Below are 25,905 nucleotides of genomic sequence, written 5' to 3' on the forward strand. Positions count from 1 at the left end.
CCCGGGGGCGCCCGCTCGGCCGGCTCAGACGCTCGAGTACGCGACGACGCCGCGCCGCAGCCTCTCGATCGCCTGGTGCGCGGTGCGCCGCACGGCGGGCGTCGGCGCCGCGGTCGCCACCTGGTCGAGGACGTCGATCACCTGCTTGCACCAGCGCACGAAGTCGCCGGCGGCGATCTCCGAGCCGCGCAGCACGGCGTCGAGGCTGCGGCCCACGGCCCAGCGGTGCACGGCCGTGACGAGGCCCTCGTCGAGGGCGCCGGTCGCGTCGATGTCGTGCGCCTCCTCCAGGTCGTCCACCTCGGACCACACGCGCGTGGTCGCCTCGAGCGCGCGGGCGAGCTTCCCGTGGGGGCCGCCGGGCACGTCGGGCTCGCCGTGGTCCTCGCGCCGCCCCGCGTACACGCACGTGGACACCACCGCCGCGAGGGCGGGTGCGTCGAGGTCCTCCCACACACCCCGGCGCAGGCACTCGGCGAGCAGCAGGTCGTTCTCCGCGTACAGGCGGCGCAGCCACTGCCCGTCGGGGGTGACGCGCAGCCCGGCCCGTCCTGCGCGGTCACGGTCACGGGCACCGTCGGGGTCGGGGTGCGTGCCGCCCGCGGGATCCTCCGCGTCCAGCGCGTCCTCCAGGGGCGCGACCGGGTCGTCCGCGACCTCGCCGGGGGCGAGGTAGCCGAGGGTGAGCAGGACGTCGCAGATGCGGTCGAACACGCGCGCGATGGACCCGGTGCGGCCCTCGACGCGGCGCACGAGCTGGTCGTGCTCCTTCTTGAGCCGGGCCCAGCGCTCGGCCCAGCGCGCGTGGTCCTCGCGGTCGGGGCAGTCGTGGCACGGGTGGGCGCGCAGCTGCGCGCGCAGGCGGGAGAGCTCGGCGTCGTCCGCGGCGGCGGACCGGGTGCGGGGGGTGCGCCCGGGTCGCGCGCCGGGCTCGTCGAGCGCCCCGAGGGCGTTGCGCAGCGTGGAGGCGAGGTCGCGCCGCTGCGCGGGCACGCGCGGGTTGAAGGACTTGGGGACCCGGACCGTGGCGACGGTGCGGATGCCGCCGGGCGCGTCGGCCACGGTGAGCTTCTTCACCTGCCGGTCCTGGGTGAGCACGGTGGGGCGCGGGCCGTCGAACCCGGCCCCCTCCCCCGGGTCGAGCACGACGACGTAGCCCGCGCGCCGCCCCGACGGCACCTCGACCACGTCCCCGGGCCGCAGCCGCTCGAACGCCGCCACGACCTCCGCGCGGCGCGACCGGCTCGCGGCGCGCGACAGGTCGCCCTCGCGCGCGGTGATGCGCCGCCGCAGCGCCGCGTACTGCGCGAAGTCGCCGCGGTCGCACGTCATGGCCTGCGCGTACCCGTCGAGCGCCTCGGCGTGCGCCTGCGCCTGCTTCGCGAGCCCGACGACCCCGCGGTCGGCCTGGAACTGCGCGAACGACGTCTCCAGCACCTCGCGCGCCCGGTCCCGCCCGACCTGCGCGACGAGGTTGACCGCCATGTTGTACGTCGGCCGGAAGCTGGACCGCAGCGGGTACAGGCGCTTGGACGCCAGGCCCGCGAGGTGGACGGGGTCCAGGCCCGCGTGGTCGACGACGACGGCGTGCCCCTCGACGTCGATACCGCGCCGCCCGGCGCGGCCGGTGAGCTGGGTGTACTCGCCGGGGGTGACGTCGACGTGCGCGGTGCCGTCCCACTTGACGAGCTTCTCCAGCGCGACGGACCGGGCGGGCATGTTGATGCCGAGCGCGAGGGTCTCGGTGGCGAACACGACCTTGACGAGGCCGCGGCTGAACAGCTCCTCGACCGTCTCCTTGAACACGGGCAGCATCCCGGCGTGGTGCGCCGCGATCCCGCGCGCGAGCGACTCGGTCCACGTCCAGTACCCGAGCACGTCCAGGTCCTCGGCCGGGATCGTCTCGGTGCGCTCCTCGGCGACCCGACGGATCTCCGCCTCCTCCGCGGGCGAGGTGAGGCGGAGCCCGGCGGCGAGACACTGCTGCACGGCCCCCTCGCACCCGGCGCGGGAGAAGATGAAGTAGATCGCGGGCAGCAGCCCGTCGGCGTCCAGCGCGTCCACGACGGCGAACCGCGCCGGGGTGCGGCGCGCCCCGAGCCCTGACCGGTCGGGGCCGGGACGCCGACCGCCCCGCCTCCGGTACCCGCGGTCGCCCGGGCCGCGGCGCCCGCCCGGCCCCGACGCGCTCGTGCGCGGGGCCGCGCGGAACGCGGCCAGCAGGTCCGGGTTGATGGGCGGGTTCACGCCCGGGTCCGTGGGGTCCACGTGCCCGGCGTACAGGTCGAGCAGGTCCGCGCCGAGCGCGCGCCCGCCGCCCGCGTGCGCGACCCCGGTCGCCGGGTTCGCCGACGCGACGAGGACGTGCTGCCACAGCGGCACGGGCCGGCGCTCGCTGACGACGACGGTCGTGTCGCCGCGCACCATCTCGAGCCAGTCGCCGAACTCCTCCGCGTTGGACACGGTCGCGGACAGGGAGACGAGCTGGACGTCGTCGGGCAGGTGGATGATGACCTCCTCCCACACCGGTCCGCGGAACCGGTCGGCGAGGTAGTGCACCTCGTCCATGACGACGAACGCGAGGCCGTCGAGCGTGCGCGAGCCCGCGTACAGCATGTTGCGCAGCACCTCGGTCGTCATGACGACGACGGGCGCCTCCCCGTTGATCGTCGTGTCGCCCGTGAGCAGGCCGACCGAGTCGGCGCCGTAGCGGCGCACGAGGTCGCCGTACTTCTGGTTCGACAGCGCCTTGATGGGGGTGGTGTAGAACGCCTTGCGCCCGCCCGCGAGGGCGAGGTGCACGGCGAACTCGCCCACGACCGTCTTGCCCGCGCCCGTCGGCGCGGCGACGAGCACGCCGCGGCCCTCCTCCAGCGCCTCGCACGCCCGTTCCTGGAAGTCGTCGAGGGGGAAGTCGAGGACCTGCCGGAACTCCGCGAGCCGGGTGCGGGACGCCGCCTGGCGGGCCCGGGACGCGGCGTAACGGGCGGCGGGCGATTCAGCGGCCGTCATGGTGCCAGCCTACGGTCCACCGCCCACCTTGCCGGTCGGCGCGCGGGCCGCCCGGCGACGGGTCGCGGGCCGTTCGTCCGCGGTCCTCAGCGTTGCGCGGCGGCGCCGGCCGGGGCGTCGAGGACGTGCAGCGCGCCCGGGACGACGTCGACCCGCAGCGGCAGGGGGCCCAGGTGCTCCCCGTCGGCGAACGCGTGGGGCGGGGTCGCGCCCGCCTCGGTCGCCGCGACCGTCACCGACGTCGCGCGCAGCGTCCCCACCCCCGGGTTCGCCAGGTGCCGACCCGCGTACATGCCGGGGAAGATGCGCGTCGCGCCCCAGCGCCCGAACGGGCCCGCGACGACGACGTCGAGCAGGCCGTCGTCGAGCGCGGCGCCCGGCGCGATCCGGATGCCGCCGCCGATGCGCGGCCCGTTCGCGACCGACACGAGCGCGCCCGGGGACTCCCACACCACGGTCCGCCCGTCCTGCGGTCCCGGGTCGGCCGGGTCCGCCGTGCCGAGGGCGGCACCGTCGCGCAGGAGGGGCGCCCCGGCGAGCAGGTCGGGCAGCTCGTCGCCCGCGGGGACGCCGCGCAGCGTGACCCGGTACCCGTACGGGCGGTACCGGGTGATCTCCGTGAGGGCCGAGCGCGCGTACCGGGACCGGCCGCGGGGCCAGGTGGCCGCGTTCGCGTGCGCGTTGACGGCCGCGTCGATCCCCGCGGACAGCACGCCCGCGTACCAGCGCGGGGCGGGCAGGTGCTCGCCCGTGACGCGCGCGGCGTCGACGGCGCGCACGGACGGCGCGGCGCTCGCCGAGGACACGGTGCCGGCGGCGGGGCCGAGGGCCGCGAGGAGGGCGTCCACGCACCGGTCGGCGCGGGTCGTGGGCAGCCCGAGGCCGTGCGCGAAGTCGTTGCCCGTCCCGACCGCGACGATCCCGAGCGGGACGCCGGTCCCGGCGGTCGCGTTCACGCCGAGGTGCACCATGCCGTCCCCGCCGACGACGACGAGCGCGTCCACCCCGGGCCGCGCACCCGCGCCGTCCCCGCCCGGTCCGCGCACGGCGGCGTCGGCGGACTCCTGCGCGAGGGGCAGGCTCGGGGCGCTGAGGTCCACGACGGCGTGCCCGGCGGCGCGCAGCGCGTCGGCGGTGCGCCCCCCGGCCGCGCGGCCGCGGCCGCGCCCCGCCGTCGGGTTGACGACGAGCGCGACCGTGCTCACGCGCGGCCCCCGCGCCCACGGGGGCGCGGCCGGGGCGCGGCGCTCACAGGGCGAGCCGTGCGGCGTCGAGCTTGTCGACGCGCCGGTCGTGGAGGTAGCTGATGCCGAGCGCCGCGAAGTACAGGCCGCAGATCGGCAGCGCCACGAAGATCATCGTCAGCGCGTCCGGCGTGGGGGTCATGACGGCCGCGAACAGGAACGCGACGAGCACCGCCCACCGCCAGCCCTTGGCCATCGCGGACGCGCGCATGATCCCGGCCGCGTTGAGCGCGACGAGCACCACGGGCATCACGAACGCGAGCCCGAACGCCAGCACGAGGCGCATGACGAAGCTCAGGTAGCCCTGCGCGTCGGCCAGGTTGGTCGCGCCCTCCGGCACGAACCCGGCGAGGATGTCGACCGCGTGCGGCAGGACCCACCACGCGAGGAACGCGCCGCCGAGGAACAGCGGGACCGACGCGCCGAGGAACGCGAACGCGTACCGCTTCTCCCGGGTCGTCAGACCCGGCGTGATGAACGCCCACAGCTGGTACAGCCACCACGGGCAGGTGACGATGACGCCGAGGAAGAGGGAGACCTTGACCTTCATGTCGAGCGCGGAGGCCAGGCCCGAGAAGTTCAGGCTGATGACCTTGTCCTGCTCCTCCGCCGCCTTGAGCAGCGGCGCCTGCAGGGCCTCGAGCAGCGGCTCGTAGAGGAACCACCCGACGATCGCGCCGACCACGAGGCCGCACGCGGCGAGAAAGAGGCGCTTGCGCAGCTCCAGGAGGTGCTCGCGGAGCGGCATCCGCCCCTCGGGGTCACGAGACGTACGTGACACCGACTATCCCTTCGAGGTGTCGCCCGGTTCGGGCGACGTCGTCCCTCCGGTCACGGTCGGCGAGGAGGTGCCGGTCGACGCGGACGTCGAGCCGGCGCCACCCGCCGCGGGCGGCGTGGTGTCGTCCTCGCGCAGGTCCTTGACCTCGCTCTTGAAGATCTTCAGCGACTGCCCGACGCTCTTGGCCAGGTCGGGGAGTCGACGCGCACCGAACAGGAGCAGGATGACGACGACCAGCACGATGATGTGCCAGGGCTTGAGCATGCCCATGGGCTAACTCCTCCTCGAGGCGAACGGCGCTACGCGAGCGAGTCTACGCGGTGAACCCTACGCGTTGAACCGGCGCCAGCGGGACCAGACCTGCTCGTCGCGCCGGCGCCGCTGCGCGCGCCGCTCCACCCGCTCGGCGCGCAGCAGGTCCACACGCTCCTGGAGCACGACCGGGTCGTCGAACAGGGTCGGCGCGGTCGAGGGCTGCGCCTCCTCCAGGGCGCGCGACAGCTCGTCCGCCCGCGCGCTCATGTCCGCCGCGACCTGCGAGGCGCGCGACAGCTCGCGCCCCAGCCCCTTCACGGACCGCCACAGGTGCCGCGTGAGGAAGAACGCGCCCACGAGCGTGCCGACGACGAGCAGCGTCCAGACCCAGAACCACATGCCGCCCACCCTAGCCAGCGGCCTGGTCGCCGGACGGGTCGGCGCCCGGCCCGTCGTCGGGTCCGCCGGGCAGGTGCGCGTACGCGGACAGGGCGGCGCTCGCGGCCTCGCGCACGTCGCGCGCGACCGACGCCGGCTCGACGGCGAGCACGTGCCGCGCCCGCTCGGTGAGGAGCTGTCGCAGCCACACGGGGTTGGTGACGCGCAGGCGGACCTCGAACGCGCCGTCGGGCAGGTTGCGCACGGACTCGACGGGGACCTGCTCCGCGACGGCGCGCGCGGGGCTGGCGAACGTGATCGTCGCGAGCGGTGCGTCGCCGGTGGGGGTGAAGTCGACGTCGGGGTCGACGTCGTGCCCCTCGACGGGCTGGTCGAGCTCGGTGGCGGCGAGGATGCGGTCGACGCGGAACGTGCGGCGCCCGCGGGCGCGGTGGCACCACGCGAGCAGGTACGCGTGCTCGTCCTGCGTGTGCAGGGACACGGGGTCGACCTCGCGCTCGGACTCCTCGTCGGCGGCCGTCACGTACCGGATGCGCAGCCGGTGGCCCGCGACGAGCGCGCTCGTGATGGCCGCGACGACGCGCGGGTCGCCCTCGGGCGCGAGCTGCACGTCGAGCGAGGCCGCGGCCTCGCCCGTGGCGTCGGTGAGCTTGCGCAGCACCGACTCCACGACGCCCGCGCGCTCGGGGTCGGCCTGCACCGCCGCCGTCTCCCGCATGGCCCGGAGCGCCGCGATGAGCGCCACGGCCTCGCGCGTGCCCAGGCGCAGGGGCCGGGTCATGCCGCGCGCCTCGGTGAGCCGCACGACGCCGCGCTCGATCGAGTCGGCGTCGAAGTCGATGAGGTCGTCCGGCCAGTACCCGGGGGTGCCGGACACCCAGAGGGCGTCGACGTCGTCCAGGACCTGGCGCTCGCTCACGCCGAAGTGCCGGGCGAGCTCGCCCACCGGCACCGGCCCCGCCCCGTCCAGGTACGCGACGATGCCCAGCAGGCGCACCAGCCGGTCGTCCGCGCGCTCAGCCACGCCCCGCCACCTCCGTCGACCCCTCGCCCTGCTCCGGCCCCTGCGCGGGCACCGACGACGAGCCCAGCGCCGCCGCGTCCCGCAGCCGGCGCACGACCGCCGCGCGCAGGTCCGGCGGCCCGAGCACGAGCACCGCGTCGCCGTACCCCACGACCTCGTCCGCCAGCGCGTACCGCACGTCGTACGCCACATCCAGCACGTCGCGGCCCGCGCCGTCGCCCGCCCGCGCGTCGGGCACCGACCCCACGACCGTGCCGCGCGCCCGCAGCGCACCCGCTCGCTCCGGCACCACCGCCAGGCGCGCCACCCCGCCCGCGTCGCGCGTGCCCAGCGCCGCGTCCACGTCCACGTCCGCCGGGACCTCGAACGCGTCGCGCGGACCCGTCGCCCGCACCCGGCCCTCGACCCGGCTCAGCCGGTACGACCGCGGCGCCCCCCGGTCCAGGTCGAACCCCACCAGGTACCAGCCCCCGCGCCGCGCCGCGATCCGCCACGGCTGCGCCCGCCGCGCCCGCACCTCGCCCGTGCTCGCCGCCCGGTACGTGAACGACACCGCCCGCCGCGCCGAGATCGCGTCCATGAGCGTCGCGTACGCGTCCCCCACCGGCCGCACCTGCGGCGCCAGACCCGCCACCACGTCCATCGCGGTCTCCCCCGCGCCCGCCGCCCGCAGCTTCGTCAGCGCCCGCGAGATGTCCGTCCGCAGCGTCTTGTCCTGCCAGAACTGCGCCGCCAGCGCCAGCACCCCCAGCTCCGCCGGCGTCAGGTCCACCGCGGGCAGCGCGTAGGCGTCCTGGTCGATCCGGTACCCCACCTCGTCCGCGTGCCCGCCCGCGTCCACCGTCACGATCGGGATCCCCAGGTCGCGCAACGTGTCCTTGTCACGCTCGAACATCCGTTCGAACGCGTCCGGGGACGGGGCGTCGCCGTACCCCGCCACGCTGGTGCGGATCTGCTGCTTGGTCATCGACGCGTTCGTGTTCACCAGCGCGATCACCAGGTTCAGCAGGCGCGCGGCCGGGTTCGTCGGCGACCCCGACGACGACGGCGCAGGGTCGGGCACGGACGAGGGGGGCGTGGGCTCGGACATCGGGCCCAACGCTAGTCGGTCGATAGGGTGTGCCGCGTGATCACGTGGCGGACCGCGACCGTGGTGTCGCACGCGAAGACCTGGACCGGCGCCCAGGAGCTGCACGTGCAGCTCCACGACCCCCTGCCCGGGCGCGACGACGACCCCGACGCGACCGTGCGCGCCCTCGCGTACACCCAGCTCGTCGGCACCCCCGACCCCGGCGACCACGTGCTCCTCAACGTCTCCGCCCTCGCGCGCGGCCTCGGCACCGGCGGGTACGCCCTCGTCGTCGGCCCCGCCCAGCCCGGCACCCCCCTCCCGCCCGACCCCGCACCCGGGCCCGGCCACCTCGTCAAGGCCCGCTACACCCCCCTCCAGGCCCTCGTCCTCGGCGTCGACGAGCAGGAGTCCCCCCACCACGACACCCTCCGCGACGCCGACGACCTCGACGGCACCCCCGTCGTCGTCGCCGACCTCCACTCCGCCCTGCCCGCCGTCGTCGCCGGCGCCCGGCACGCCGCGGCGCTCGCGGGCCGCCCCGCCCCCCGCGTCGCCTACGTCATGACCGACGGCGGCGCCCTGCCCGCCGCGTTCTCCCGCACCGTCGCCACCCTGCGCGACACCGGCTGGCTCGACACCTGCCTCACCGTCGGTCAGGCGTTCGGCGGCGACCTCGAGGCCGTCACCGTGCACACCGGCCTCCTCGCCGCGCGCCACGTCGCCGGCGCCGACCTCGTCGTCGTCGCCCAGGGACCCGGCAACCTCGGCACCGGCACGCGCTGGGGCTTCTCCGGTGTCGCCGCCGGCGAGGCCCTCAACGCCGTCGCCGCCCTGGGCGGCCGACCCGTCGCGTCCCTGCGCGTCTCCGGCGCCGACGCCCGCGACCGCCACCTCGGCGTCTCCCACCACTCCCTCACCGCGTACGGCCGCGTCGCCCTCGCCCCCAGCGACGTCCCCGTGCCCGTCCCCACGCCCGACGTCGAGCGGCTCGCCGGGTGGGGGGCCGGCCTCACGGGCCGCGTCGCCGAGCAGGCCGCGACCCTCGCGGCCCCCACCGGGCGCCACCACCTCGTCGACGTCCCAGCCGGCCTCGCCCTCCTCGACGCCCTCCACGACGTCCCCGTCCGGCTCTCCACCATGGGCCGCGGGCTCGACGCCGACCCCGCCGCGTTCGTCGCCGCCGCCGTCGCCGGCGTCCACGCCGAGTCGCTACGGCCCGCATGACCGCACCGCAGGGGGACAACCACCGCCGGCCCGGGCCGGGCCGCTTCGCCGTCGTCGCCGCGCTGGCGCTCGCGGCCGTGCTCGCCGCCGCCGTCGGCGCGCCGTGGGGCTGGGACGCGCCCGGCTGGTTCGACGACGTCGCGCAGGACCCGGTCGCGCCGCCGCCGGACACCGCCGCGACCGACGTCCTGTCGCAGGAGCGGGAGGACCTCCGTGCACTGATCGACACCGGCGGCCTGTCGTTCGACGCGTACCTGCTCTGGTTCCTGGTCGCGGTCGTGCTCGTGGTCCTCGTCGTGCTGGCGCGCCGCTACCTCCCGGCGCTCCTCGTGCGTCGGCGACGCCGACGCGACTTCCTCGTCACGGCGTCCGGCGACGTCTCCGTCCACGCGGCCGAGGACCCGGTCGTGCCGGAGCTGCGGGAGGCGGTCCAGCGGGCGCACGACGACCTGCGCGCGCCGGACGCGGACCCGCACGACGCCGTCGTCGCCGCCTGGGTCGCGCTCGAGCGCGCCGCGGAGCGGGCAGGCACCCGGCGCGACCCCGCGCAGACCCCGACCGAGTTCACGACCGCGGTCCTGGCGAGCACCCGGGTGGACCCGGAAGCGGTCGCGACGCTGCGCGGCCTGTACCACCGGGCCCGGTTCGGCGAGACGGCGCTCGGGGAGCGCGACCTGGAGGCCGCACGCGCGGCGCTCGCCCGCATCGCGGCCGACCTCACGACGCGGGTCGGCGGCGCCCAGGACCTGACCCCCGCGCCCCATGGCCGCCCGCTCCACGACGAGGCCCGGCCGTGAGGGCGCGCGGACGCTGGGACCGGCTGCGCCCGGCCGACCGGCACGCCCTGCTCGCGGCCACCGCCGTCGTCGGGCTCGGCGCGCTCCTCGTGCTGCTCGGGTTCTCGCCCGCGCACGCCCTCATGCTCACCGCGCTCGGCGTCGCGGGCGTCCTGCTGTGGCACCGCACCGGCTACGCCGGGGACACCGTGTGGCCGCGCGTCCCCGACGTGCGGCGCGACGGCAACCGGCGCGACGTGTCCGACCTCGGCTGGTCCGTCCTGGGCCGCGACGGGCGCGTCACGGCCGCCGCCGCCCGCCGCGTGCGCCACCTCACGGAGCGTCGCCTCGCCCGCCACGGCGTCGACGACCTCGCCGACCCCGGCGCCGCCACCGACGTGGCCCGCCTCCTCGGCCCCCGCGCCGCGCGCACCGTCCACGACCTCGTCACCGACGACCGCCTCCCCACGCCCGCCGAGCTCGACACCTGGCTCGCGGCGCTCGACCGGATCGACCAGCCTGACCAGCCCGAACCGACGACCATCCACGACCACCCGGACCGCCCCGACGGAGGGACACCCCGATGACCGCCGACCCCGCACCCCGCCCCGCCGGACCGGGCACGACCCTCGACGTGCCCACCGTCGCCGCGCACGGCCGCGCCGTCCTCGACGAGGTCGCGACCGCCGTCGTCGGCGCCCGCGAACCCCTCACCCTCGCGCTCGCCACCGTCCTCGCCGGCGGGCACGTGCTGTTCGAGGACGTCCCCGGGCTCGGCAAGACCCTCGCCGCGCGCAGCCTCGCCCGGGCCCTCGGCCTCGACTTCACCCGACTGCAGTGCACCCCCGACCTCCTGCCCTCCGACGTCACCGGGTCCTCCGTGTACGACCCCGCGACCCGGACGTTCGAGTTCCGGCCCGGGCCGGTCTTCACCGGGCTGCTGCTCGCCGACGAGATCAACCGCACCGCCCCCAAGACGCAGTCCGCGCTGCTCGAGTCCATGGCCGAGCGCCAGGTCACCGTCGAGGGCACCACCCACGCGCTGCCCCGCCCCTTCCACGTCGTCGCGACGTCCAACCCCGTCGAGCACGAAGGCACCTACCCGCTCCCCGAGGCACAGCTCGACCGCTTCATGGTGCGCCTCTCCGTCGGATACCCCGGCCGCGACGAGGAGCGCGAGGTCCTCACCCGCCGCATCGCCCGCCGCCACGACGACCCCGTCGTCCGCCAGGTCGTCGACCGCGACACCGTCCTCGCCATGCAGACCGCCGTCGAGCAGGTCGACGTCCACCCCGACGTCGTCGCCTACTGCGTCGACCTCGCCGCCGCCACCCGCACCCACCGCGACCTCGAGGTCGGCGCATCGCCCCGCGGCTCCCAGAACCTGGCCCTCCTCGCCCGCGGCGTCGCCGTCCTCGACGGACGCGACGTCGTCCTGCCCGAGGACGTCAAACGCGTCGCCGTCCCCGTGCTCGCCCACCGCCTCACCCTCACCCCCGGGGCGTGGGCCGCCGACCTGCGGCCCGAGACCGTCGTCGCCGGCATCCTCCAGACCGTCCCCGGACCCGCCACCGTCGGCGCTCGCGGATGAGCACCCCTGCGGCGGACCGCGACACCGACGCGCCCCGCTGGCGCACCACCGTCCACCTCGCCGCCGGCGTCCTCCTCGGCAGCACCCTCCTCGCCCTCGGCGTCCTCCTCCGCCGTCCCGACGTCGCACTCCTCGGGCTCGCGCCCCTGCTCAGCGCCGTCTGGGGCTGGACCCGCCGCCCGCACGGACCCGTCAGCGTGCGGGTCGTCCTCGACACCGACACCCCACCCGGCACCCTCGCAGCCCGCACCGTCGCCGACGTGCCGCCCGGCGTCGAGCTCCTGCGGCTGCGCGCCCTCGCCCCCGGCGGCCTCGTCACCGAACGGCTGGTCCGTGCCACGCCCGGAACCCACGAGCTCGCCTGGCGCGCGCCCTCCGCACGCACCGGCGTCACCGACAGCCTCCGCGTCGACTACGCCGCCTACGGCCCCGACGGCGTCGAGGAGCAGGTTCCCCGCGTCGCCCGCGGACCGCGCCGCCTCGTCCTGCCCCGCCCGCTCCCGCTCGGACGACTGCCCCTCTCCTCCCGACTTCGCGGACTCTCCGGACCCCACACCTCCCGACGCCCCGGCGACGGCACCGAGCTCCGCGACGTCGACGCCTTCCGCCCCGGCGACCGGCTCCGCCGCATCGACTGGCGCGCCACCGCCCGCCGCTCCCCCACCCTCGACACCCTCTACGTCCGCCGCACCTTCGGCACCGCCGAGGCGACCGTCGTCCTCGTCGTCGACTCCCGCGACGAGGTCGCCCCCGACCTCGCCACCTGGAACGGCGTCGGCGCACAGCGCCCCGACGAGGCCACCTCCCTCGACCTCGCCCGCCACGCCGCCGCGTCCGTCGCCCAGGCCGTCCTCGCCGACGGCGACCGCGTCGCCCTCGACGACCTCGGCCGACTCGCCCGACCCGTCCGCGCCGGCGGCGGGCGACGCCACCTGCGCCGCATCCTCCACGGCCTCGCCCTCGCCCGACCCGTCGGCGACCCCTCCGCCCGGCACCGCCCGCCCCAGGTCCCCGCCGGCGCCGCCGTCTACCTCTTCTCGACCCTCCTCGACGACGAGGCGCCCCGCCTCGCGCGCCAGTGGCACGACACCGGGCACGTGGTGGTCGTCGTCGACGTCCTCCCGCCCGTCTCCCTCGCCGGCGTGGACGACCACGTCGCGACCGCCTGGGCCGTCACGCGCCACGAGCGCGCGGACCGCGTGCACGACCTGCGCGAGCGCGGGGTCGTCGTCGCACGCTGGTACGACGGCACGCCCGGCGCCGACGGCGCTCGCGGGACGCTCGAGCTCGCGGCGCGCCGGCTCGACCGACAGGGTCCCGGTCGACCGAGCCCCGTCGGGGGTGCCCGATGAGACGCCTCGTCCGACGCGAGGTCGTCACCGCGGGGCCGCGTCCTCGCCTCGAGGTCGAGACCGGGCGCACCTTCGCGGGGTGGTGGCTGCGCGCCGTCCTCCTCGTCCTCGCCGGCGCCTTCACCGGAGCGGCGCTCCAGACGACGGGACTCGCACCGTCGTTCGTCTGGGGCACCGCCGTCGTCCTCGGGACCGCGACGACCTTCCTCCCCGCACCACCGGTGCCGCACGTGCTCGTGCTCCTCGGCGGCCTCCTCCTGCTCGTGGAGGGGGACGGTCCCTTCGACCCCGTCGTGCTCGTGCTCCTCCCGCTGGGCCACCTCGTCCTGCGCGCCGCCTGGTGGGCGGACCACGTGCCGCCCGACGCGCGTGCCGAGCTGCGGGCGGTGCTGCCCGACCTCCGTCGGGTGGTCGTGCTGCAGGCCGCGCTGCTCGTGGTGGCGCTCGGCGTCCAGGTCGTCACGGCGAGAGACGTCTCGTCGGCGGTCGCCACCGCGCTCGGTGGCGTCGCCGTGCTGGGCCTCGTGCTGCTCGTCACGCCGCGGGACTGACCTCGCCCTGCGAGCGGCCGAGGACCGCCCGACGATGGCGGGGACGGCACCCGAGACCGTCCCGCCGCCGCCGCGGCGTACGCACCCGACCCGAGGAGGCACCCATGGCCGCTCGCTCCGACCTGCCGAAGTACACCGTCCCGTCGCTCACCCCCGAGGAAGGGGCGAAGGTCGCCGGGATCCTCCAGGAGCGCCTGCACGCGCTCAACGACCTGCAGCTCACGCTCAAGCACATCCACTGGAACGTCGTCGGGCCGCACTTCATCGCGGTGCACGAGATGATCGACCCCCAGGTCGACGCCGTCCGGGCGATGGTCGACGCCGTCGCGGAGCGCATCGCGACCCTCGGCGTCTCCCCGAAGGGCACCCCCGGCGCGCTCGTCGCCGAGCGGACCTGGGAGGACTACTCCCTCGGCCGCGCGTCGACGATCGCTCACCTCGGCGCCCTCGACGAGGTGTACGTCGGGGTCATCACGGCGCACCGCGAGGCGGCGTCCGCGACCGAGGGCCTCGACGACGTCACGAACGACCTGCTCATCGGGCACCTGCACGACCTCGAGCTGTTCCACTGGTTCGTCCGGGCGCACCTCGAGTCGACCGGAGGCGACCTCTCCACCGACGGCGCGCGCACCGAGACCGGCGCCGCACGCAAGGCCGAGCAGGCGGCCGCCGGCCAGCCCTGACCCCGCTCCCCGTCTCGGCCGCTTCCCCCCAGGGCAGAGCCGGCCGCCCGCCTCGCTCGTCGGGGTGGGCGGCCGGCTCTTCCGTGCTCGTCGGTGAGCCGAGTACGGAGGGTGGGGTGGGTATGACCGCTTGGCACACTATTTTTTTCCGAGGTGCGACGTAGGGTCGACGCATGAGCGAGAACACGCCCCGACAGCCCGTCATCCGCCAGCTGCGCCTCGTCGTGGAGGCGGAGGACTACGACGCCGCCCTCACCTTCTACCGCGACGTGCTGGGCCTCCCCGAGCGCATCGCCTACGCCGACGGCGAGGACGACCGGGTGGCGATCCTCGACGTCGGGCGCGCGACGCTCGAGATCGCGAACCCGGCCCACAAGCGGGCGATCGACGACGTCGAGGTCGGGCGCCAGGTGGCCGGCCACCTGCGCGTGGCGTTCGAGGTGGACGACGCGCGGGCCGCCACCGAGCGCGCGGTCGAGGCCGGGGCAGACCTCGCCGCTCCCCCGACCCGCACCCCGTGGGGCTCGCTCAACTCACGGCTCGACGCCCCCGCCGGCCTCCACGTCACCCTGTTCCAGGAGCTCGGCGGCGAGGAGGGCGTCCCGCCCGGCGTCGTCGCCGAGCCCGGGTCCGGCGACGATCCCGCTGCCGACGGGCGCTGACGCCTCGACCCACGCCCGCCGGACCTGCTCGAAGCGCGTCGGCAACGGAGCCCGCACGGCGCCGTAGCGGGCGTTCGTCCGGTGCACGAACCGCCGCCACGAGAGCACGAGACCCTGCTTGGTGATGGGCAGGCCGCTGGAGACGGTCACGCCGTTGTCGTGCGTGTGGTGCACCGTGAGCAGCAGCGCGCGCGGCACCGACCCCTCGAGGTCCGCCGCGAGCACCTCGCGCACGGCCATCCAGCGCCGCAGCACCACGACCACGCTCGCGCTGAGCACGTGCTCGCGCACCGTGCGGTGCTTGCCGTGCGTGAGCACGACCCTCCCCTCCCCCGCGCGCGCCGTCGCGGGTCCGAGGTCGATCGCGTCCGCCGTGCACCGCAGGAGGTCGCCGTACCGGGCCCCGGTCGCACGCGTGAGGCCGGCGATCACGGCGAGGCGCACCGTCTCCGGCTTCGCCGCCTCGACCATCGCCTCGGTCGCGAGCGTGCGCCACACCCACTCGGCCTCGTCCAGCGAGACCGTCGGCCGGGGGTACCGGGACGGTGCGGCGGCGGAGCTGGAGCCGGTGTCGTCGGGGCCGCCGGGAGGCGAGGCGGCGGAGTCGGTGGTCACGGTCGAGAACCTACCCGCTTGGCACACTATTCGTGGCAGGACACACCGGAACGGGCTCGGAGGAGCCCGGCCTGTCGCGCGAGATTGAATACCTATGCAGATTCGCGCATACTTTGACCATGTCCAAGGTTCTCACCTCCCTCCCCGTCGGCGAGCGCGTCGGGATCGCGTTCTCCGGCGGCCTCGACACGTCCGTCGCCGTCGCCTGGATGCGCGACAAGGGCGCCGTGCCCTGCACCTACACCGCCGACATCGGCCAGTACGACGAGCCCGACATCGCGTCGGTGCCGGGACGCGCCACGGCGTACGGCGCCGAGGTCGCGCGCCTGGTCGACTGCCGCGCGGCGCTCGTCGAGGAGGGCCTCGCGGCCCTGGCCTGCGGGGCGTTCCACATCCGCTCCGGCGGGCGCGCGTACTTCAACACCACTCCCCTGGGCCGGGCCGTCACCGGCACCCTGCTGGTGCGCGCGATGCACGAGGACGACGTCCAGATCTGGGGCGACGGGTCCACGTTCAAGGGCAACGACATCGAGCGGTTCTACCGTTACGGCCTGCTCGCCAACCCGGCCCTGCGCATCTACAAGCCGTGGCTCGACGCCGACTTCGTCGCCGAGCTCGGCGGTCGCAAGGAGATGTCGGAGTGGCTCCTCGCCCACGACCTCCCCTACCGCGACAGCACGGAGAAGGCCTACTCGACCGACGCCAACATCTGGGGGGCGACGCACGAGGCGAAGACGCTCGAGCACCTCGACACCGGCATCGAGACCGTCGACCCGATCATGGGCGTCCGGTTCTGGGACCCCTCGGTCGAGATCGCGACCGAGGACGTGACGATCGGCTTCGTCCAGGGCCGACCGGTGACGATCGACGGTCGCGAGTTCGAGTCCGCCGTCGACCTGGTGAACGAGGCCAACGCGATCGGCGGTCGCCACGGCCTCGGCATGTCCGACCAGATCGAGAACCGCATCATCGAGGCCAAGAGCCGCGGCATCTACGAGGCGCCCGGCATGGCGCTCCTGCACGCCGCGTACGAGCGCCTCGTCAACGCGATCCACAACGAGGACACGCTCGCGCAGTACCACACCGAGGGCCGCCGTCTCGGCCGTCTCATGTACGAGGGGCGCTGGCTCGACCCGCAGGCGCTCATGATCCGCGAGTCGCTCCAGCGCTGGGTCAGCACCGCCGTCACGGGCGAGGTCACGCTGCGCCTGCGCCGCGGCGAGGACTACTCGATCCTCGACACCACCGGGCCCGCGTTCAGCTACCACCCGGACAAGCTCTCGATGGAGCGCACCGAGGACTCCGCGTTCGGCCCCATGGACCGGATCGGCCAGCTCACCATGCGCAACCTCGACATCGCCGACTCGCGCGCCAAGCTCGAGCAGTACGCCGGCATCGGGATCGTCGGGACGACGCACGCCGCGCTCATCGGGGCAGGTACCGGCGCGCCGACCGAGCTCATCGGCGCGATGCCCGAGGGCGGCGCCGAGGTCATCGCCTCGCGCGGCATGGCCGAGGGCGACGACGCGCTCCTGGACCGCGCCGCCATGGAGTCCGGCACGGACTGACCCCGGTGGCCGCACCCGCCGAGATAGCGGCGTACCGCACGGAACGCCGGTTCCGCACGGTCGCACGTCGCTATCTCGGCGGCAGGTCGCTATCTCACGGGGGCCCGGGGCGCACAGGTAGGGTCGCGGGATGAGCGCGGGCACCGGTGAGCTGTGGGGGACGATCGCCCGACCCGTCGACCACGAGCTCGTGGTCAAGAAGTCCCGGTTCCTCGCGCACCTCTCCCCCGTCACCTCGGTCGCCGAGGCAGACGCCGTGATCGCCCGGGTCCGCAAGGAGCACTGGGACGCGCGGCACCACTGCGTCGCGCTCGTCGTCGGCACCCACGCCGACCAGCAGCGCTCCACGGACGACGGCGAGCCCTCCGGGACCGCCGGCGTCCCCATGCTCGAGGTGCTGCGGCACCGGCAGGTCACCGACGTGGTCGCCGTCGTCACGCGCTACTTCGGGGGCGTCCTGCTCGGCGCGGGCGGGCTCGTCCGGGCGTACTCGTCCGCGGTGAGCGGGGCGCTCGACGTCGCGCGTCCCGTGCGCCGCGCGGTGCTCACCGAGGTGCGCGTCGACGTCCCGCACGCCGACGCCGGCCGCCTGCACGGCGTCCTGCGCGACTGGTGCGCCCAGCACGACGGCACGCTCGAGGGCGTCGGCTACGGCGCGACGGCCACGTTCACCGTCCTCGTCCCCCCGGCCGAGCTCGACCGTTTCGACGCCGACCTCGCCGCCACCTCCTCCGGCACCCTCGAGCCCCGCCGGGGCGAGGACCGCGTCGTCGACCTCCCGGCATGAGCCCACCCGTCGAGGTAGAGCCGTGCCCGGCCGAGGTACAGACCCGGTAGCGCGAGGTAGAGGCTCGGTAGCGCGAGGTAGAGACCCGGTAGCGCGAGGTAGAGCCTTGGTCATGCCCGATGGCGGTCGATCGTCCGCCGTCGCCGTTCGTCTCCCGAGGTGGTCGGGCGCCTGCGGCGGCTGGTGCGACGACTGCGCTCGGCCGGTTCTGTGACCAGGAGGGTCGACCAGGCGGCGGTTCCGGTCGGACGAGCGCGCGACGCTCGCACCTCAGGCGTACCGGTTGCGCCGGAACCAACTGCCGGACGCGAGGCCAGGGCCATGCGCTACACGGTGACCCATGGCACGGCGCGGGCGAGCCGCCACCATGGCCGACCACCCCAGGCGAACCATGCGCCGTCGAGCACCAGAACCACGCCTCTACCTCGTGCTACCAGGGCTCTACCTCGCGCTACCGGGCCTCTACCTCGCGGTACCAGGGCTCTACCTCGGCCATCCGGGGTGCTCCCTCGGTCAGTCGCTGACTCCGTCCGGGCCGACGACGGCGCCGTCGGGGACGCGCGAGGAGCCGCCCGGGTCGGCGAGCTCGGCGTCGCCGGTGACGGTGACGCCCGAGCCGAAGGTCCAGTCGCCGCGGACCGTGAGGGAGCGTGCCGCGCGCAGGGACGGGGTGCCGTCGTCGAACCGGGCGTCGAACGCGGCGATGGTCTTGTAGTGCGCCGGGTCGAGGTCGACGAGCGGAGCGTCGGTCCGGGCGACGAACCGGTACCGGTCGTCGAGGTCGTAGACGTCGGAGCGCAGGACCAGGAGGTCGTTCGTCGTCTTGACGGGCAGGAACCGGTCGCGCCCGACCTCGATGGCGACGGCGCCGTCGAACACCTCGACGGCGGCGCCCATGGCGGACTCGATCTGCACGACCTCGGGCGAGGTCGGGTCGGTCGGGTCGACGGTCTTGGTGTTCTTGATGAGCGGGAGCTCGAGCACGCCGCCGGTGCGGTCGAGCTCGGCCGCGAGCGCCTCGAGGTCGAACCAGAGGTTGTTGGTGTTGAAGTACCGGTGCGTGCTGATGTCGGCGGCGGCGTCCTGGTCGTCCTGCGGCGTCTGAGCGGTCTCGCGCAGGACGAGGCGCCCGTCGCTGCGGCGGACGGCGAGGTGGCCGCCCTTGCGGTCGGCGGGGGTGCGGCGCGCGACCTCGGCGGCGAAGGGGGCGCCGCTGGCGGCGAACCAGCCGGCCATGGCGGCGTCGGGCGCGGCGCCGAGGTTGTCGGAGTTGGAGACGCTGGCGTACCGGTAGCCGGCGTCGAGGAGGGCGCGCAGCGCGCCGGAGGCGAACAGGGCGGTGTAGAGGTCGCCGTGGCCGGGCGGGCACCACTCGAGCTCGGGGTCGGCGGGCCAGTCGACGGGGGTGAGGTCGTCGGCGCGGAGCTTGGGCTCGCGGTTCTGGAGGAAGTCGAGCGGGAGGCCTGCGACGGGGAGGTCATCGTGGGGGGCGAGCGCGGCGAGGGTGTCGTCCTGGGTGCGGAACGAGTTCATGAGGAGCAGCGGCAGGGGCGCTCCGGTGGCGTGCCGGGCGGCGCGGACCTGGGCGACGATGACGTCGAGGAAGGTGAGGGGGCCGCTGTCGGGGCGCTGCGGGTCGGCGTCGCGCACGGTGAGGAGGGACTTGGCGCGGTCCATGCCCATGGAGGTGCCGAGGCCGCCGTTGAGCTTGATGATCGCGGTGCGCTGGAGGGCGTCGCGGGCGGCGTCGTCGGGGACGTCGAGCGCGTCGCGGCGGGTGACGTCGGTGAGGGGCTCGACGTCGGACTCGGGGATCATGCCGGTCGCGCCGGACTCGAGGAGCCGGTAGAAGCGGGTGAAGACGTCGATGGCGGCGGGGGCGACTCCGGCGTCGCGCATGCGGTCGGTGGACTGGGTGAGGCCCTGGCTGCTCATGCCCCGATCGTAGGGGCCGGTACCGTCCCGAGGCAGGGCGGCGAGAGCCCGCCGCGCCCGGGTGAGACACGGGTCACACGCCTACCGTGGGGGGATGGCGGACGGGTGGCCCGGCCGCGTGGCGACGTGGCTGGGGTCGTGGTTCTGGGCACCGGACTACGACGTGGCACGCGAGGTGCTGCAGCGCGGCACGGCGGCCGTGCTCGTGGTGGCGTTCGTGGTCGTGGTGCGGCAGTGGCGGCCGCTGCTGGGCGAGCGCGGGCTCCTGCCCGTGGCGGCGTTCGTGGACCGCACGTCGTGGCGGGACGGGCCGAGCATGCTGCGGCGGTGGTGCTCGGACCGGTTCGTGGTGGGCTTGGCGTGGTGCGCCGTCGTGCTCGCGGCGCTGCTCGTGGTGGGGGTGCCGCAGCGTGGCCCGTGGTGGGTGACGACGCTCGCGTTCCTGCTGCTGTGGGCGGCGTACCTGTCGGTGGTGAACGTCGGGCAGCGGTTCTACGGGTTCGGTTGGGAGTCGCTGCTGTGCGAGGTGACGTTCCTCGTGGGCTGGCTGGGGTCGTCGGGCGGGGGCGTCGCTCCCCCGGTGCTGGTGCTGCTGGCGGCCCGGTGGTGCCTGTTCCGGGTCGAGCTGGGCGCGGGGCTCATCAAGGTCCGTGGCGACCGGGCGTGGCGCGACCTGACGGCGCTGTACTACCACCACGAGACGCAGCCCCTGCCGGGACCGTTCTCGTGGCACGCGCACCACCTGCCGCGGTGGTGGCACCGGGTGGAGGTGGCGGGCAACCACGTGACGCAGCTCGTGGTGCCCTTCGCGCTGTTCGCGCCGCAGCCAGTCGCGAGCGTGGCGGGCGGCGTGGTGGTGCTCACGCAGGCGTGGCTGCTGGTGACGGGCAACTTCGCGTGGCTGAACTGGCTCACGGTCGTGCTGGGGCTGGGGGTGGTGAGCGACGGCGCGTGGGCGACGGTGGGGTCGTGGCTCGTGCCCGCGCTCGGGCGGGGCGAGGTGCCGGTGCCCGACGGCGGGACCGGCCTGGGCGGCCCGGTCGCCCTGGTCGGGGTGGTGCTCGGGGTGTCGGCGCTGCTGCTCGTGCTGAGCGTGCGCCCGGCGCGCAACCTCGTCGCGCGCCGCCAGCTCATGAACGCGAGCTTCGAGCCGTTCCGGCTCGTCAACGCGTACGGGGCGTTCGGGTCGGTGTCGCGGCGGCGGGACGAGGTCGTGGTGGAAGGCACGACGGCGCGCTCTCCCGGCCCGGACGACTGGGTCGAGTACGCGTTCCGCGGCAAGCCCGGCGACGTGAGCCGGCGTCCGCCGCAGGTCGCGCCGTACCACCTGCGCCTCGACTGGCAGATGTGGTTCCTCGCGCTCGGGTCGCCGGGCACCCGGTGGTTCGAGGTGCTGCTGCTCCGGCTCCTGGAAGCGGACCGCCCTACCCTGCGCCTGCTCGCGGCGGACCCGTTCGCGCACGACCCGGAGGGACCCGCGCCCCGGTGGGTCCGGGCCCGCGTGTTCCGCTACCGGTACACGACGCGCGACGAGCGGCGGCGGTCGGGCGACTGGTGGGTGCGCGAGGAGCGCGGCACGCTCGTCGACCCGATCGACCTCGCGCGCCTGCGCCGCCTCGTCGGCCCGGTCGCCTGACCCGGCGCGTGGCCTCCCGCGCAGGCCCGCCCGCGGTCCTACTCGAAGCGCGACGGGTCGCCCGCGCCCGCGCGGACGACCTCGGGGGCGCCGTCGGAGAAGTCCACGACCGTCGTCGGCTCGCTCCCCCGCTCGCCGCCGTCCACGACGGCGTCGACGACGTGGTCGAGCTCTTCCTTGATCGCCCACCCGTCGGTGAGCGCCTCGGCGGAGCCGGGGAGGATGAGCGAGCTCGACAGGATGGGCTCGCCGAGCGCGGCGACGATGGCCTGCGCGACGGCGTCGTCGGGGATGCGCACGCCGACGGTCTTCTTCTTGGGGTGCGCGAGGCGCCGCGGGACCTCGGACGTCGCGCGCAGGATGAAGGTGTACGGGCCGGGCGTGGCGGCCTTGATGGAGCGGAACGCGGAGTTGTCGACCATGACGAAGTGGCCGAGCTGCGCGAAGTCCGCGCACACGAGCGTGAAGTGGTGCCGGTCGTCGAGGTGGCGGATCCGGCGGATGCGGTCCGCGCCCTCCCGGTCGTCCATGCGGCACCCGAGCGCGTAGCCGGAGTCGGTCGGGTAGGCGACGAGCCCGCCGTCCTCGAGGAGGGCGACGACCTGCGCGATCGCGCGCGGCTGCGGGTTGTCGGGGTGCACGTCGAGGTAGCGGGCCATGTCCCGAGCCTAGGCCCGGCCTTGCGGGTGACCGGCGCTCGCGCCCGGCGTGCCGCCGACCCCGGCTACGCGGGCAGGTGCGCCGCCACGCGCCGCAGCTCCACCGGGCTCGCGTTGCCGCCCGAGCACACGACGCCGACCCGACGGCCGGCGAACCGCTCCGGGTCCGCGAGCACGGCCGCGAGCGCCGTGGCGCCCGCGCCCTCGGCGACCGTGTGCGCGGCGGTGAGGTAGAGCGCCGCGGCGCGCTCGATCGCGTCGTCGTCGACGAGGACGAAGTCGGCGAGGTGGTCGCGCAGCATCGCCTGGGTGAGGGCGAACCCCGTGCCGGTCGCCAGTCCCTCGGCCCGGGAGGTGTTGGGCCGCGCGAGGAGGTCCCCGGCGCGCCAGGAGTCGTGCGCGGCGGGCGAGGCGGACGACTGGACGGCGACCACGTCGAGGTCGGGTGCGAGCGCGTGGGCGACGAGGCATGCGGCCGCGGCGCCGCTGCCCCCGCCGACGGGTACGACGAGCACGTCGAGGTCGGGGGCGCGTTCGAGCAGCTCGAGGTAGGCGGTCGCGACGCCGGCGACGAGCAGCGGCTCGTTGGCGGCGCTGACGAGCCGGGACCCGTCGTCGGCCGCGAGCGCCGTGGCGTGCTCGCGGGCGTCGTCGAACGTGGTGCCGGCGAGGACGAGGCGGGCGCCGAGGTCGCGGACGGCGTCGGCCTTGGTGGGGTTGGGGCTCGTGGGCATGACGATGGTGCAGGGGGTGGCGGTGGTGCGGGCGGCGTAGGCGACGGCCTGGGCGTGGTTGCCGGTGGAGAAGGCGGTGACGCCGCGGGCGCGCTCGTCGGGCGCGAGGCGCAGGAGGAGGTTGAGGGCGCCGCGGACCTTGAACGCGCCGGTGGGCTGGAGGTTCTCGTGCTTGACGACGAGGTTCGCGCCGGTGGCATGGTCGAGCGCGGCGTAGGTGCGCGCGGGCGTGGGGTCGAGGTGCGCGGCGAGGAGGCGGCGGGCGTCGAGGACGTCGCGCATGGTGGGCGGGGCGAGGTCTGCGGGGGCCATGCGTCCACGGTGCCGCGTGCCGTCCCATAGGTCTAATGCCTGTTCTGAGTGTTTCGATCGACGCGATCTATGCTTCGTGGATGGTGGAGTCGGCATGGACCTGACGCGGCTGCGCGTGCTGGCGGCGGTGGCGCGCGAGGGGTCGGTGACGGCGGCGGCGCGGTCGCTGCACTATGCGCAGCCGTCGGTGAGCCACCATCTGGCGCGCCTGGAGGCGGAGGTGGGCGTGCCGCTGCTGGAGCGGCACGGGCGCGGGGTGCGTCTGACGGCGGCGGGGCGGCTCCTGGCGACGCGCGCGGAGGAGATCCTGGGGCGCGTGGGTGCGGCGCGGGAGGAGCTGGACGCGCTGGTGTCGCTCTCGGCGGGCCGGGTGCGCCTGGCGGCGTTCCCGTCGGCGCTGGCGACGTTGGTGCCCGACGTCGTGGCGCGGCTCGCGCGGGACCGTCCGGGTCTGGGTGTGGGGCTGGTGGAGGCGGAGCCGCCGGAGGCGCTGGACGCGTTGCGGCGTGGCTCGGTGGACGTGGCGCTGGTGTTCGAGCACGACCGTTCCCCGGTCGACGTGGAGGGTCTGCGCGCGGTGCCGGTGCTCGCCGAGGAGCTGTTCCTCGTGCGGGCGGCGGACGACGCGAGGCCCGCCGGCGGGGGCAGCAGCACGCCGGAGGCGGACGCTGTGCTCGCCGACCTCGCGTCGCTCGCGGACGCGGCGTGGATCGCGGGCTGCGAGCGGTGCCGCGCCGACCTGGTGGGCCGGTGCGAGCGCGCGGGCTTCACGCCGCGGGTGGCGTTCGAGACGGACGACTACGTCGCGGTGCAGTCCCTCGTGGCGGCCGGGGTCGGGGTCTCGCTCCTGCCCGCCCTGGCGCTGCGCGCCCACCGTGACCCGCGGGTGCGGACGCACGCCCTGCCCGGGGCGGCGCGCCGAGTGCTCGCGGTCACGTACGGGGACCGGCCCTCCCCCGGTGCGGCGGCCGTCGTCGACGGTCTGGTGCGCGCCGCGGGGTGAGGTCGCGGTGCGGGTGCGCTCCCCGGGTGCGCGTGGCACGCTCGCCTCGTGCCGCAGAACACGACCCAGGGAACCGGCGCGAGCATCGACGTGCCGGCCGACGTGCCCGAGCCGCAGCCCGTCCTGGGCGGCCTCACCGAGTCCGCGGTGTTCCTCGTCGTCAGCGCCACGGGGTCGCCCGGGTCGCGTGCGCGCCTGCTGGACGTCGCGTCGTCGGTGAACGACCTGGTGCGCGCGGTCGGGTTCCGCCAGTCGGCCGCGGGGCTCACGTGCGTCGTGGGGCTGGGCGCGGCGTTCTGGGACGCCGTGCGCCCGCCCGGGGCGCCGCGGCCCGACGGCCTGCACCCGTTCCGCGCGGTGCAGGGCGCCGTGCACGACGCGCCGTCCACCCCGGGCGACGTGCTGTTCCACGTCCGGGCCGACCGCGCCGACCTCACGTTCGAGCTGACCCGGCAGGTCATGGCCGCGCTCGGCGACACGGTGCGCGTCGACGACCACGTGACGGGCTTCCGCTACTTCGACTCGCGCGACCTGCTCGGCTTCGTCGACGGCACCGAGAACCCGACGGGACGGTCGGCCGCCGGAGCCGCGATCATCCCGGACGGCCCGTTCGCGGGCGGCAGCCACGTCGTCGTGCAGAAGTACGTGCACGATCTCGCGGCCTGGGGTGCGCTGCCCGTCGAGGCGCAGGAGCGCATCATCGGGCGGACCAAGCTCGACGACGTCGAGCTCGCGGACGACGTGCAGCCTCCGGACTCGCACGTCTCGCTCAACACGATCGTCGACGACGACGGCACCGAGCGCGACGTCCTGCGCGACAACATGGCGTTCGGCGACCCGTCGACGGGCGAGTTCGGCACGTACTACATCGCGTACGCCGCGGACGTGGGCGTCGTGGAGCGCATGCTGGACAACATGTTCGTGGGGAACCCGCCGGGCCGGTACGACCACATCCTCGACGTGTCCACCGCGCTGACCGGGACGTCGTTCTTCGTCCCCTCGCTCGACCTGCTCGAGTCGCTGGCCGACGACGCCCCGGACGCCCTCGGCCAGGACACGCCCGCCGACCCGGGTCCCGCGACCGCGGAACCCGCCGCACCCGCCACCACCGCGCCCGTCGGTTCGCTCGCGATCGGGTCGCTGAAGGGAGAACCGTCGTGAGCACCTCGGAACCGGACCTGGGCTCGGTCGTCCCCACGAGCGGCGCCGGCGCGCCCGGGGACTCGAACCTGCACCGCTGGCTCGCGCCCGTCACGGACGCGGCGTGGGAGGAGATCGCCGACGAGGCGCGCCGCACGTTCGTGCGCAACGTCGCCGGGCGGCGCGTGGTCGACGTGACGGGCCCCCTCGGCTTCGGCACCGCCTCCGCGCGCACGGGCCACGTCACCGACGTCGAGGCCCCGCACGACGGCATCCGGGCGCGCCTGCGCGACGTCGTGCCGCTCGTCGAGCTCCAGGTGCCGTTCACGGTGTCCCGGCAGGCGGTCGACGACGTCGCGCGGGGATCCAAGGACTCCGACTGGCAGCCCGTCAAGGACGCGGCCACCGCGCTCGCGCGCGCCGAGGACCGCGCCGTGTTCGAGGGGTACGCGGCCGCCGGGATCCGCGGCATCGGCCCCGGGTCGGACAACCCGCCGATCGCGGTCCCCGCCGACCCGCGCGACCTGCCCGACGCCGTCGCCGCCGCACAGACCGAGCTGCGGCTCGCGGGCGTGGAGGGCCCGTACGCCCTCGTGCTCGACGCCGACCTGTACACGGCGGTGTCCGAGACGCGCGACCACGGGTACCCGATCCGCGAGCAGCTCGAGCGCATGGTGCAGCGCGACATCGTGTGGGCGCCCGCGCTGCGCGGCGGCTACCTGCTCACCACGCGCGGCGGGGACCACGAGCTGACGATCGGGCAGGACGTGTCGATCGGCTACCTCGACCACACGGCCGACGAGGTGCGCCTCTACCTGTTCGCCTCGCTCACGTTCCAGACCTACACCGCCGAGGCGTCCGTCCACCTCACGCGCTGACCCGCATCCCGC

24 protein-coding genes are annotated in these 25,905 nt (G+C 75.6%); 14 read left to right on the forward strand and 10 right to left on the reverse strand.

Features of this window, described 5'->3' with window-relative positions:
- Positions 1–24: 24 nt before the first annotated feature.
- The 7 genes from ACZ402_RS10645 to ACZ402_RS10675 all read right to left on the reverse strand — a co-directional run bounded on the left by ACZ402_RS10645 (position 25) and on the right by ACZ402_RS10675 (position 7,805).
- Positions 25–3,012, reverse strand: a complete 2,988-nt coding sequence (locus ACZ402_RS10645) for a DEAD/DEAH box helicase (RefSeq protein ID WP_375823643.1) — start codon at positions 3,010–3,012, stop codon at positions 25–27.
- Between the two features lie 86 nt (positions 3,013–3,098).
- Positions 3,099–4,217, reverse strand: coding sequence for a diacylglycerol/lipid kinase family protein (locus ACZ402_RS10650; protein ID WP_375823644.1), 1,119 nt, complete (start codon positions 4,215–4,217; stop codon positions 3,099–3,101).
- 43 nt (positions 4,218–4,260) lie between these two features.
- Complete coding sequence (gene tatC / locus ACZ402_RS10655) at positions 4,261–5,004, reverse strand: twin-arginine translocase subunit TatC (protein ID WP_375823645.1); 744 nt, start codon at positions 5,002–5,004, stop codon at positions 4,261–4,263.
- Between the two features lie 36 nt (positions 5,005–5,040).
- Positions 5,041–5,307 (reverse strand): Sec-independent protein translocase subunit TatA, encoded by a 267-nt coding sequence (gene tatA / locus ACZ402_RS10660; protein WP_375823646.1) that lies wholly within the window; start codon positions 5,305–5,307, stop codon positions 5,041–5,043.
- 57 nt (positions 5,308–5,364) lie between these two features.
- Positions 5,365–5,691: a hypothetical protein gene (locus ACZ402_RS10665; RefSeq protein WP_375823647.1), complete on the reverse strand. Its 327-nt coding sequence runs from the start codon at positions 5,689–5,691 to the stop codon at positions 5,365–5,367.
- Between the two features lie 10 nt (positions 5,692–5,701).
- Complete coding sequence (locus tag ACZ402_RS10670; protein WP_375823648.1) at positions 5,702–6,715, reverse strand: helix-turn-helix transcriptional regulator; 1,014 nt, start codon at positions 6,713–6,715, stop codon at positions 5,702–5,704.
- Complete coding sequence (locus ACZ402_RS10675; protein ID WP_375823649.1) at positions 6,708–7,805, reverse strand: helix-turn-helix transcriptional regulator; 1,098 nt, start codon at positions 7,803–7,805, stop codon at positions 6,708–6,710. Before ACZ402_RS10675 ends, ACZ402_RS10670 begins: the two co-directional genes overlap by 8 nt.
- A 36-nt stretch (positions 7,806–7,841) precedes the next feature.
- On the opposite strand from ACZ402_RS10675, the gene ACZ402_RS10680 reads away from it, so the two are divergent.
- The 10 genes from ACZ402_RS10680 (at position 7,842) to ACZ402_RS10725 (ending at position 17,596) form a co-directional block, all read left to right on the forward strand.
- The gene (locus tag ACZ402_RS10680) at positions 7,842–9,011 is read left to right on the forward strand and encodes a DUF3866 family protein (RefSeq protein WP_375823650.1); all 1,170 of its coding nucleotides are present in this window, start codon (positions 7,842–7,844) and stop codon (positions 9,009–9,011) included.
- Entirely contained in the window at positions 9,008–9,808 is an 801-nt protein-coding gene (locus ACZ402_RS10685; protein ID WP_375823651.1) for a DUF4129 domain-containing protein, read from the forward strand. The genes ACZ402_RS10680 and ACZ402_RS10685 overlap by 4 nt, the downstream gene beginning before the upstream one ends.
- Positions 9,805–10,374 (forward strand): hypothetical protein, encoded by a 570-nt coding sequence (locus ACZ402_RS10690; protein ID WP_375823652.1) that lies wholly within the window; start codon positions 9,805–9,807, stop codon positions 10,372–10,374. Before ACZ402_RS10685 ends, ACZ402_RS10690 begins: the two co-directional genes overlap by 4 nt.
- The gene (locus tag ACZ402_RS10695) at positions 10,371–11,378 is read left to right on the forward strand and encodes an AAA family ATPase (protein ID WP_375823653.1); all 1,008 of its coding nucleotides are present in this window, start codon (positions 10,371–10,373) and stop codon (positions 11,376–11,378) included. Before ACZ402_RS10690 ends, ACZ402_RS10695 begins: the two co-directional genes overlap by 4 nt.
- Complete coding sequence (locus ACZ402_RS10700) at positions 11,375–12,730, forward strand: DUF58 domain-containing protein (protein WP_375823654.1); 1,356 nt, start codon at positions 11,375–11,377, stop codon at positions 12,728–12,730. Before ACZ402_RS10695 ends, ACZ402_RS10700 begins: the two co-directional genes overlap by 4 nt.
- Complete coding sequence (locus ACZ402_RS10705; RefSeq protein WP_375823655.1) at positions 12,727–13,281, forward strand: hypothetical protein; 555 nt, start codon at positions 12,727–12,729, stop codon at positions 13,279–13,281. Before ACZ402_RS10700 ends, ACZ402_RS10705 begins: the two co-directional genes overlap by 4 nt.
- 104 nt (positions 13,282–13,385) lie before the next feature.
- Entirely contained in the window at positions 13,386–13,964 is a 579-nt protein-coding gene (locus tag ACZ402_RS10710) for a Dps family protein (RefSeq protein WP_253049476.1), read from the forward strand.
- 173 nt (positions 13,965–14,137) lie between these two features.
- Entirely contained in the window at positions 14,138–14,626 is a 489-nt protein-coding gene (locus ACZ402_RS10715) for a VOC family protein (RefSeq protein ID WP_375823656.1), read from the forward strand.
- A gap of 734 nt (positions 14,627–15,360) precedes the next feature.
- Positions 15,361–16,809, forward strand: coding sequence for an argininosuccinate synthase (gene argG, locus ACZ402_RS10720; RefSeq protein ID WP_375823657.1), 1,449 nt, complete (start codon positions 15,361–15,363; stop codon positions 16,807–16,809).
- A 130-nt stretch (positions 16,810–16,939) separates the two neighbouring features.
- The gene (locus ACZ402_RS10725) at positions 16,940–17,596 is read left to right on the forward strand and encodes a YigZ family protein (protein ID WP_375823658.1); all 657 of its coding nucleotides are present in this window, start codon (positions 16,940–16,942) and stop codon (positions 17,594–17,596) included.
- A gap of 513 nt (positions 17,597–18,109) precedes the next feature.
- Here ACZ402_RS10725 and ACZ402_RS10730 read toward each other — a convergent pair.
- Positions 18,110–19,531 carry a UTP--glucose-1-phosphate uridylyltransferase gene (locus tag ACZ402_RS10730; protein WP_375823659.1) on the reverse strand — a complete coding sequence of 474 codons (1,422 nt, stop codon included), beginning with the start codon at positions 19,529–19,531 and terminating at the stop codon, positions 18,110–18,112.
- A gap of 94 nt (positions 19,532–19,625) precedes the next feature.
- Here ACZ402_RS10730 and ACZ402_RS10735 point away from each other — a divergent pair, with 94 nt between their 5' ends.
- Positions 19,626–21,167 carry a lipase maturation factor family protein gene (locus ACZ402_RS10735; protein ID WP_375823660.1) on the forward strand — a complete coding sequence of 514 codons (1,542 nt, stop codon included), beginning with the start codon at positions 19,626–19,628 and terminating at the stop codon, positions 21,165–21,167.
- A gap of 38 nt (positions 21,168–21,205) precedes the next feature.
- Here the strand turns inward: ACZ402_RS10735 and ACZ402_RS10740 are convergent, their stop codons facing one another.
- Positions 21,206–21,826 (reverse strand): L-threonylcarbamoyladenylate synthase, encoded by a 621-nt coding sequence (locus ACZ402_RS10740; RefSeq protein ID WP_204541662.1) that lies wholly within the window; start codon positions 21,824–21,826, stop codon positions 21,206–21,208.
- A 65-nt stretch (positions 21,827–21,891) separates the two neighbouring features.
- Entirely contained in the window at positions 21,892–22,872 is a 981-nt protein-coding gene (locus ACZ402_RS10745) for a threonine ammonia-lyase (RefSeq protein ID WP_375823661.1), read from the reverse strand.
- Positions 22,873–22,966: 94 nt separating this feature from the next.
- On the opposite strand from ACZ402_RS10745, the gene ACZ402_RS10750 reads away from it, so the two are divergent.
- Genes ACZ402_RS10750 through ACZ402_RS10760 form a run of 3 tightly spaced genes read left to right on the forward strand, consistent with a single transcriptional unit; the run spans position 22,967 to position 25,893 of the window.
- Positions 22,967–23,875, forward strand: a complete 909-nt coding sequence (locus tag ACZ402_RS10750; RefSeq protein ID WP_375823662.1) for a LysR family transcriptional regulator — start codon at positions 22,967–22,969, stop codon at positions 23,873–23,875.
- 48 nt (positions 23,876–23,923) lie between these two features.
- A complete protein-coding gene (locus ACZ402_RS10755; protein ID WP_375823663.1) occupies positions 23,924–25,036 on the forward strand; it encodes a Dyp-type peroxidase in 1,113 nt (370 codons plus the stop codon).
- Entirely contained in the window at positions 25,033–25,893 is an 861-nt protein-coding gene (locus tag ACZ402_RS10760; protein WP_253049496.1) for a family 1 encapsulin nanocompartment shell protein, read from the forward strand. The genes ACZ402_RS10755 and ACZ402_RS10760 overlap by 4 nt, the downstream gene beginning before the upstream one ends.
- The last annotated feature ends 12 nt before the right edge of the window (positions 25,894–25,905 follow it).

Source organism: Cellulosimicrobium sp. NPDC030954, from assembly GCF_055571305.1.

Coding starts and splice junctions, on each gene's coding strand:
- tatC (WP_375823645.1), bottom strand. CDS start 5,004: ATGCCGCTCCGCGAGCACCTCCTGGAGCTGCGCAAGCGCCTCTTTCTC.
- tatA (WP_375823646.1), bottom strand. CDS start 5,307: ATGGGCATGCTCAAGCCCTGGCACATCATCGTGCTGGTCGTCGTCATC.
- ACZ402_RS10645 (WP_375823643.1), bottom strand. CDS start 3,012: ATGACGGCCGCTGAATCGCCCGCCGCCCGTTACGCCGCGTCCCGGGCC.
- ACZ402_RS10735 (WP_375823660.1), top strand. CDS start 19,626: ATGGCGGACGGGTGGCCCGGCCGCGTGGCGACGTGGCTGGGGTCGTGG.
- argG (WP_375823657.1), top strand. CDS start 15,361: ATGTCCAAGGTTCTCACCTCCCTCCCCGTCGGCGAGCGCGTCGGGATC.
- ACZ402_RS10705 (WP_375823655.1), top strand. CDS start 12,727: ATGAGACGCCTCGTCCGACGCGAGGTCGTCACCGCGGGGCCGCGTCCT.
- ACZ402_RS10715 (WP_375823656.1), top strand. CDS start 14,138: ATGAGCGAGAACACGCCCCGACAGCCCGTCATCCGCCAGCTGCGCCTC.
- ACZ402_RS10725 (WP_375823658.1), top strand. CDS start 16,940: ATGAGCGCGGGCACCGGTGAGCTGTGGGGGACGATCGCCCGACCCGTC.
- ACZ402_RS10750 (WP_375823662.1), top strand. CDS start 22,967: ATGGACCTGACGCGGCTGCGCGTGCTGGCGGCGGTGGCGCGCGAGGGG.
- ACZ402_RS10710 (WP_253049476.1), top strand. CDS start 13,386: ATGGCCGCTCGCTCCGACCTGCCGAAGTACACCGTCCCGTCGCTCACC.
- ACZ402_RS10665 (WP_375823647.1), bottom strand. CDS start 5,691: ATGTGGTTCTGGGTCTGGACGCTGCTCGTCGTCGGCACGCTCGTGGGC.
- ACZ402_RS10695 (WP_375823653.1), top strand. CDS start 10,371: ATGACCGCCGACCCCGCACCCCGCCCCGCCGGACCGGGCACGACCCTC.
- ACZ402_RS10675 (WP_375823649.1), bottom strand. CDS start 7,805: ATGTCCGAGCCCACGCCCCCCTCGTCCGTGCCCGACCCTGCGCCGTCG.
- ACZ402_RS10700 (WP_375823654.1), top strand. CDS start 11,375: ATGAGCACCCCTGCGGCGGACCGCGACACCGACGCGCCCCGCTGGCGC.
- ACZ402_RS10685 (WP_375823651.1), top strand. CDS start 9,008: ATGACCGCACCGCAGGGGGACAACCACCGCCGGCCCGGGCCGGGCCGC.
- ACZ402_RS10740 (WP_204541662.1), bottom strand. CDS start 21,826: ATGGCCCGCTACCTCGACGTGCACCCCGACAACCCGCAGCCGCGCGCG.
- ACZ402_RS10730 (WP_375823659.1), bottom strand. CDS start 19,531: ATGAGCAGCCAGGGCCTCACCCAGTCCACCGACCGCATGCGCGACGCC.
- ACZ402_RS10745 (WP_375823661.1), bottom strand. CDS start 22,872: ATGGCCCCCGCAGACCTCGCCCCGCCCACCATGCGCGACGTCCTCGAC.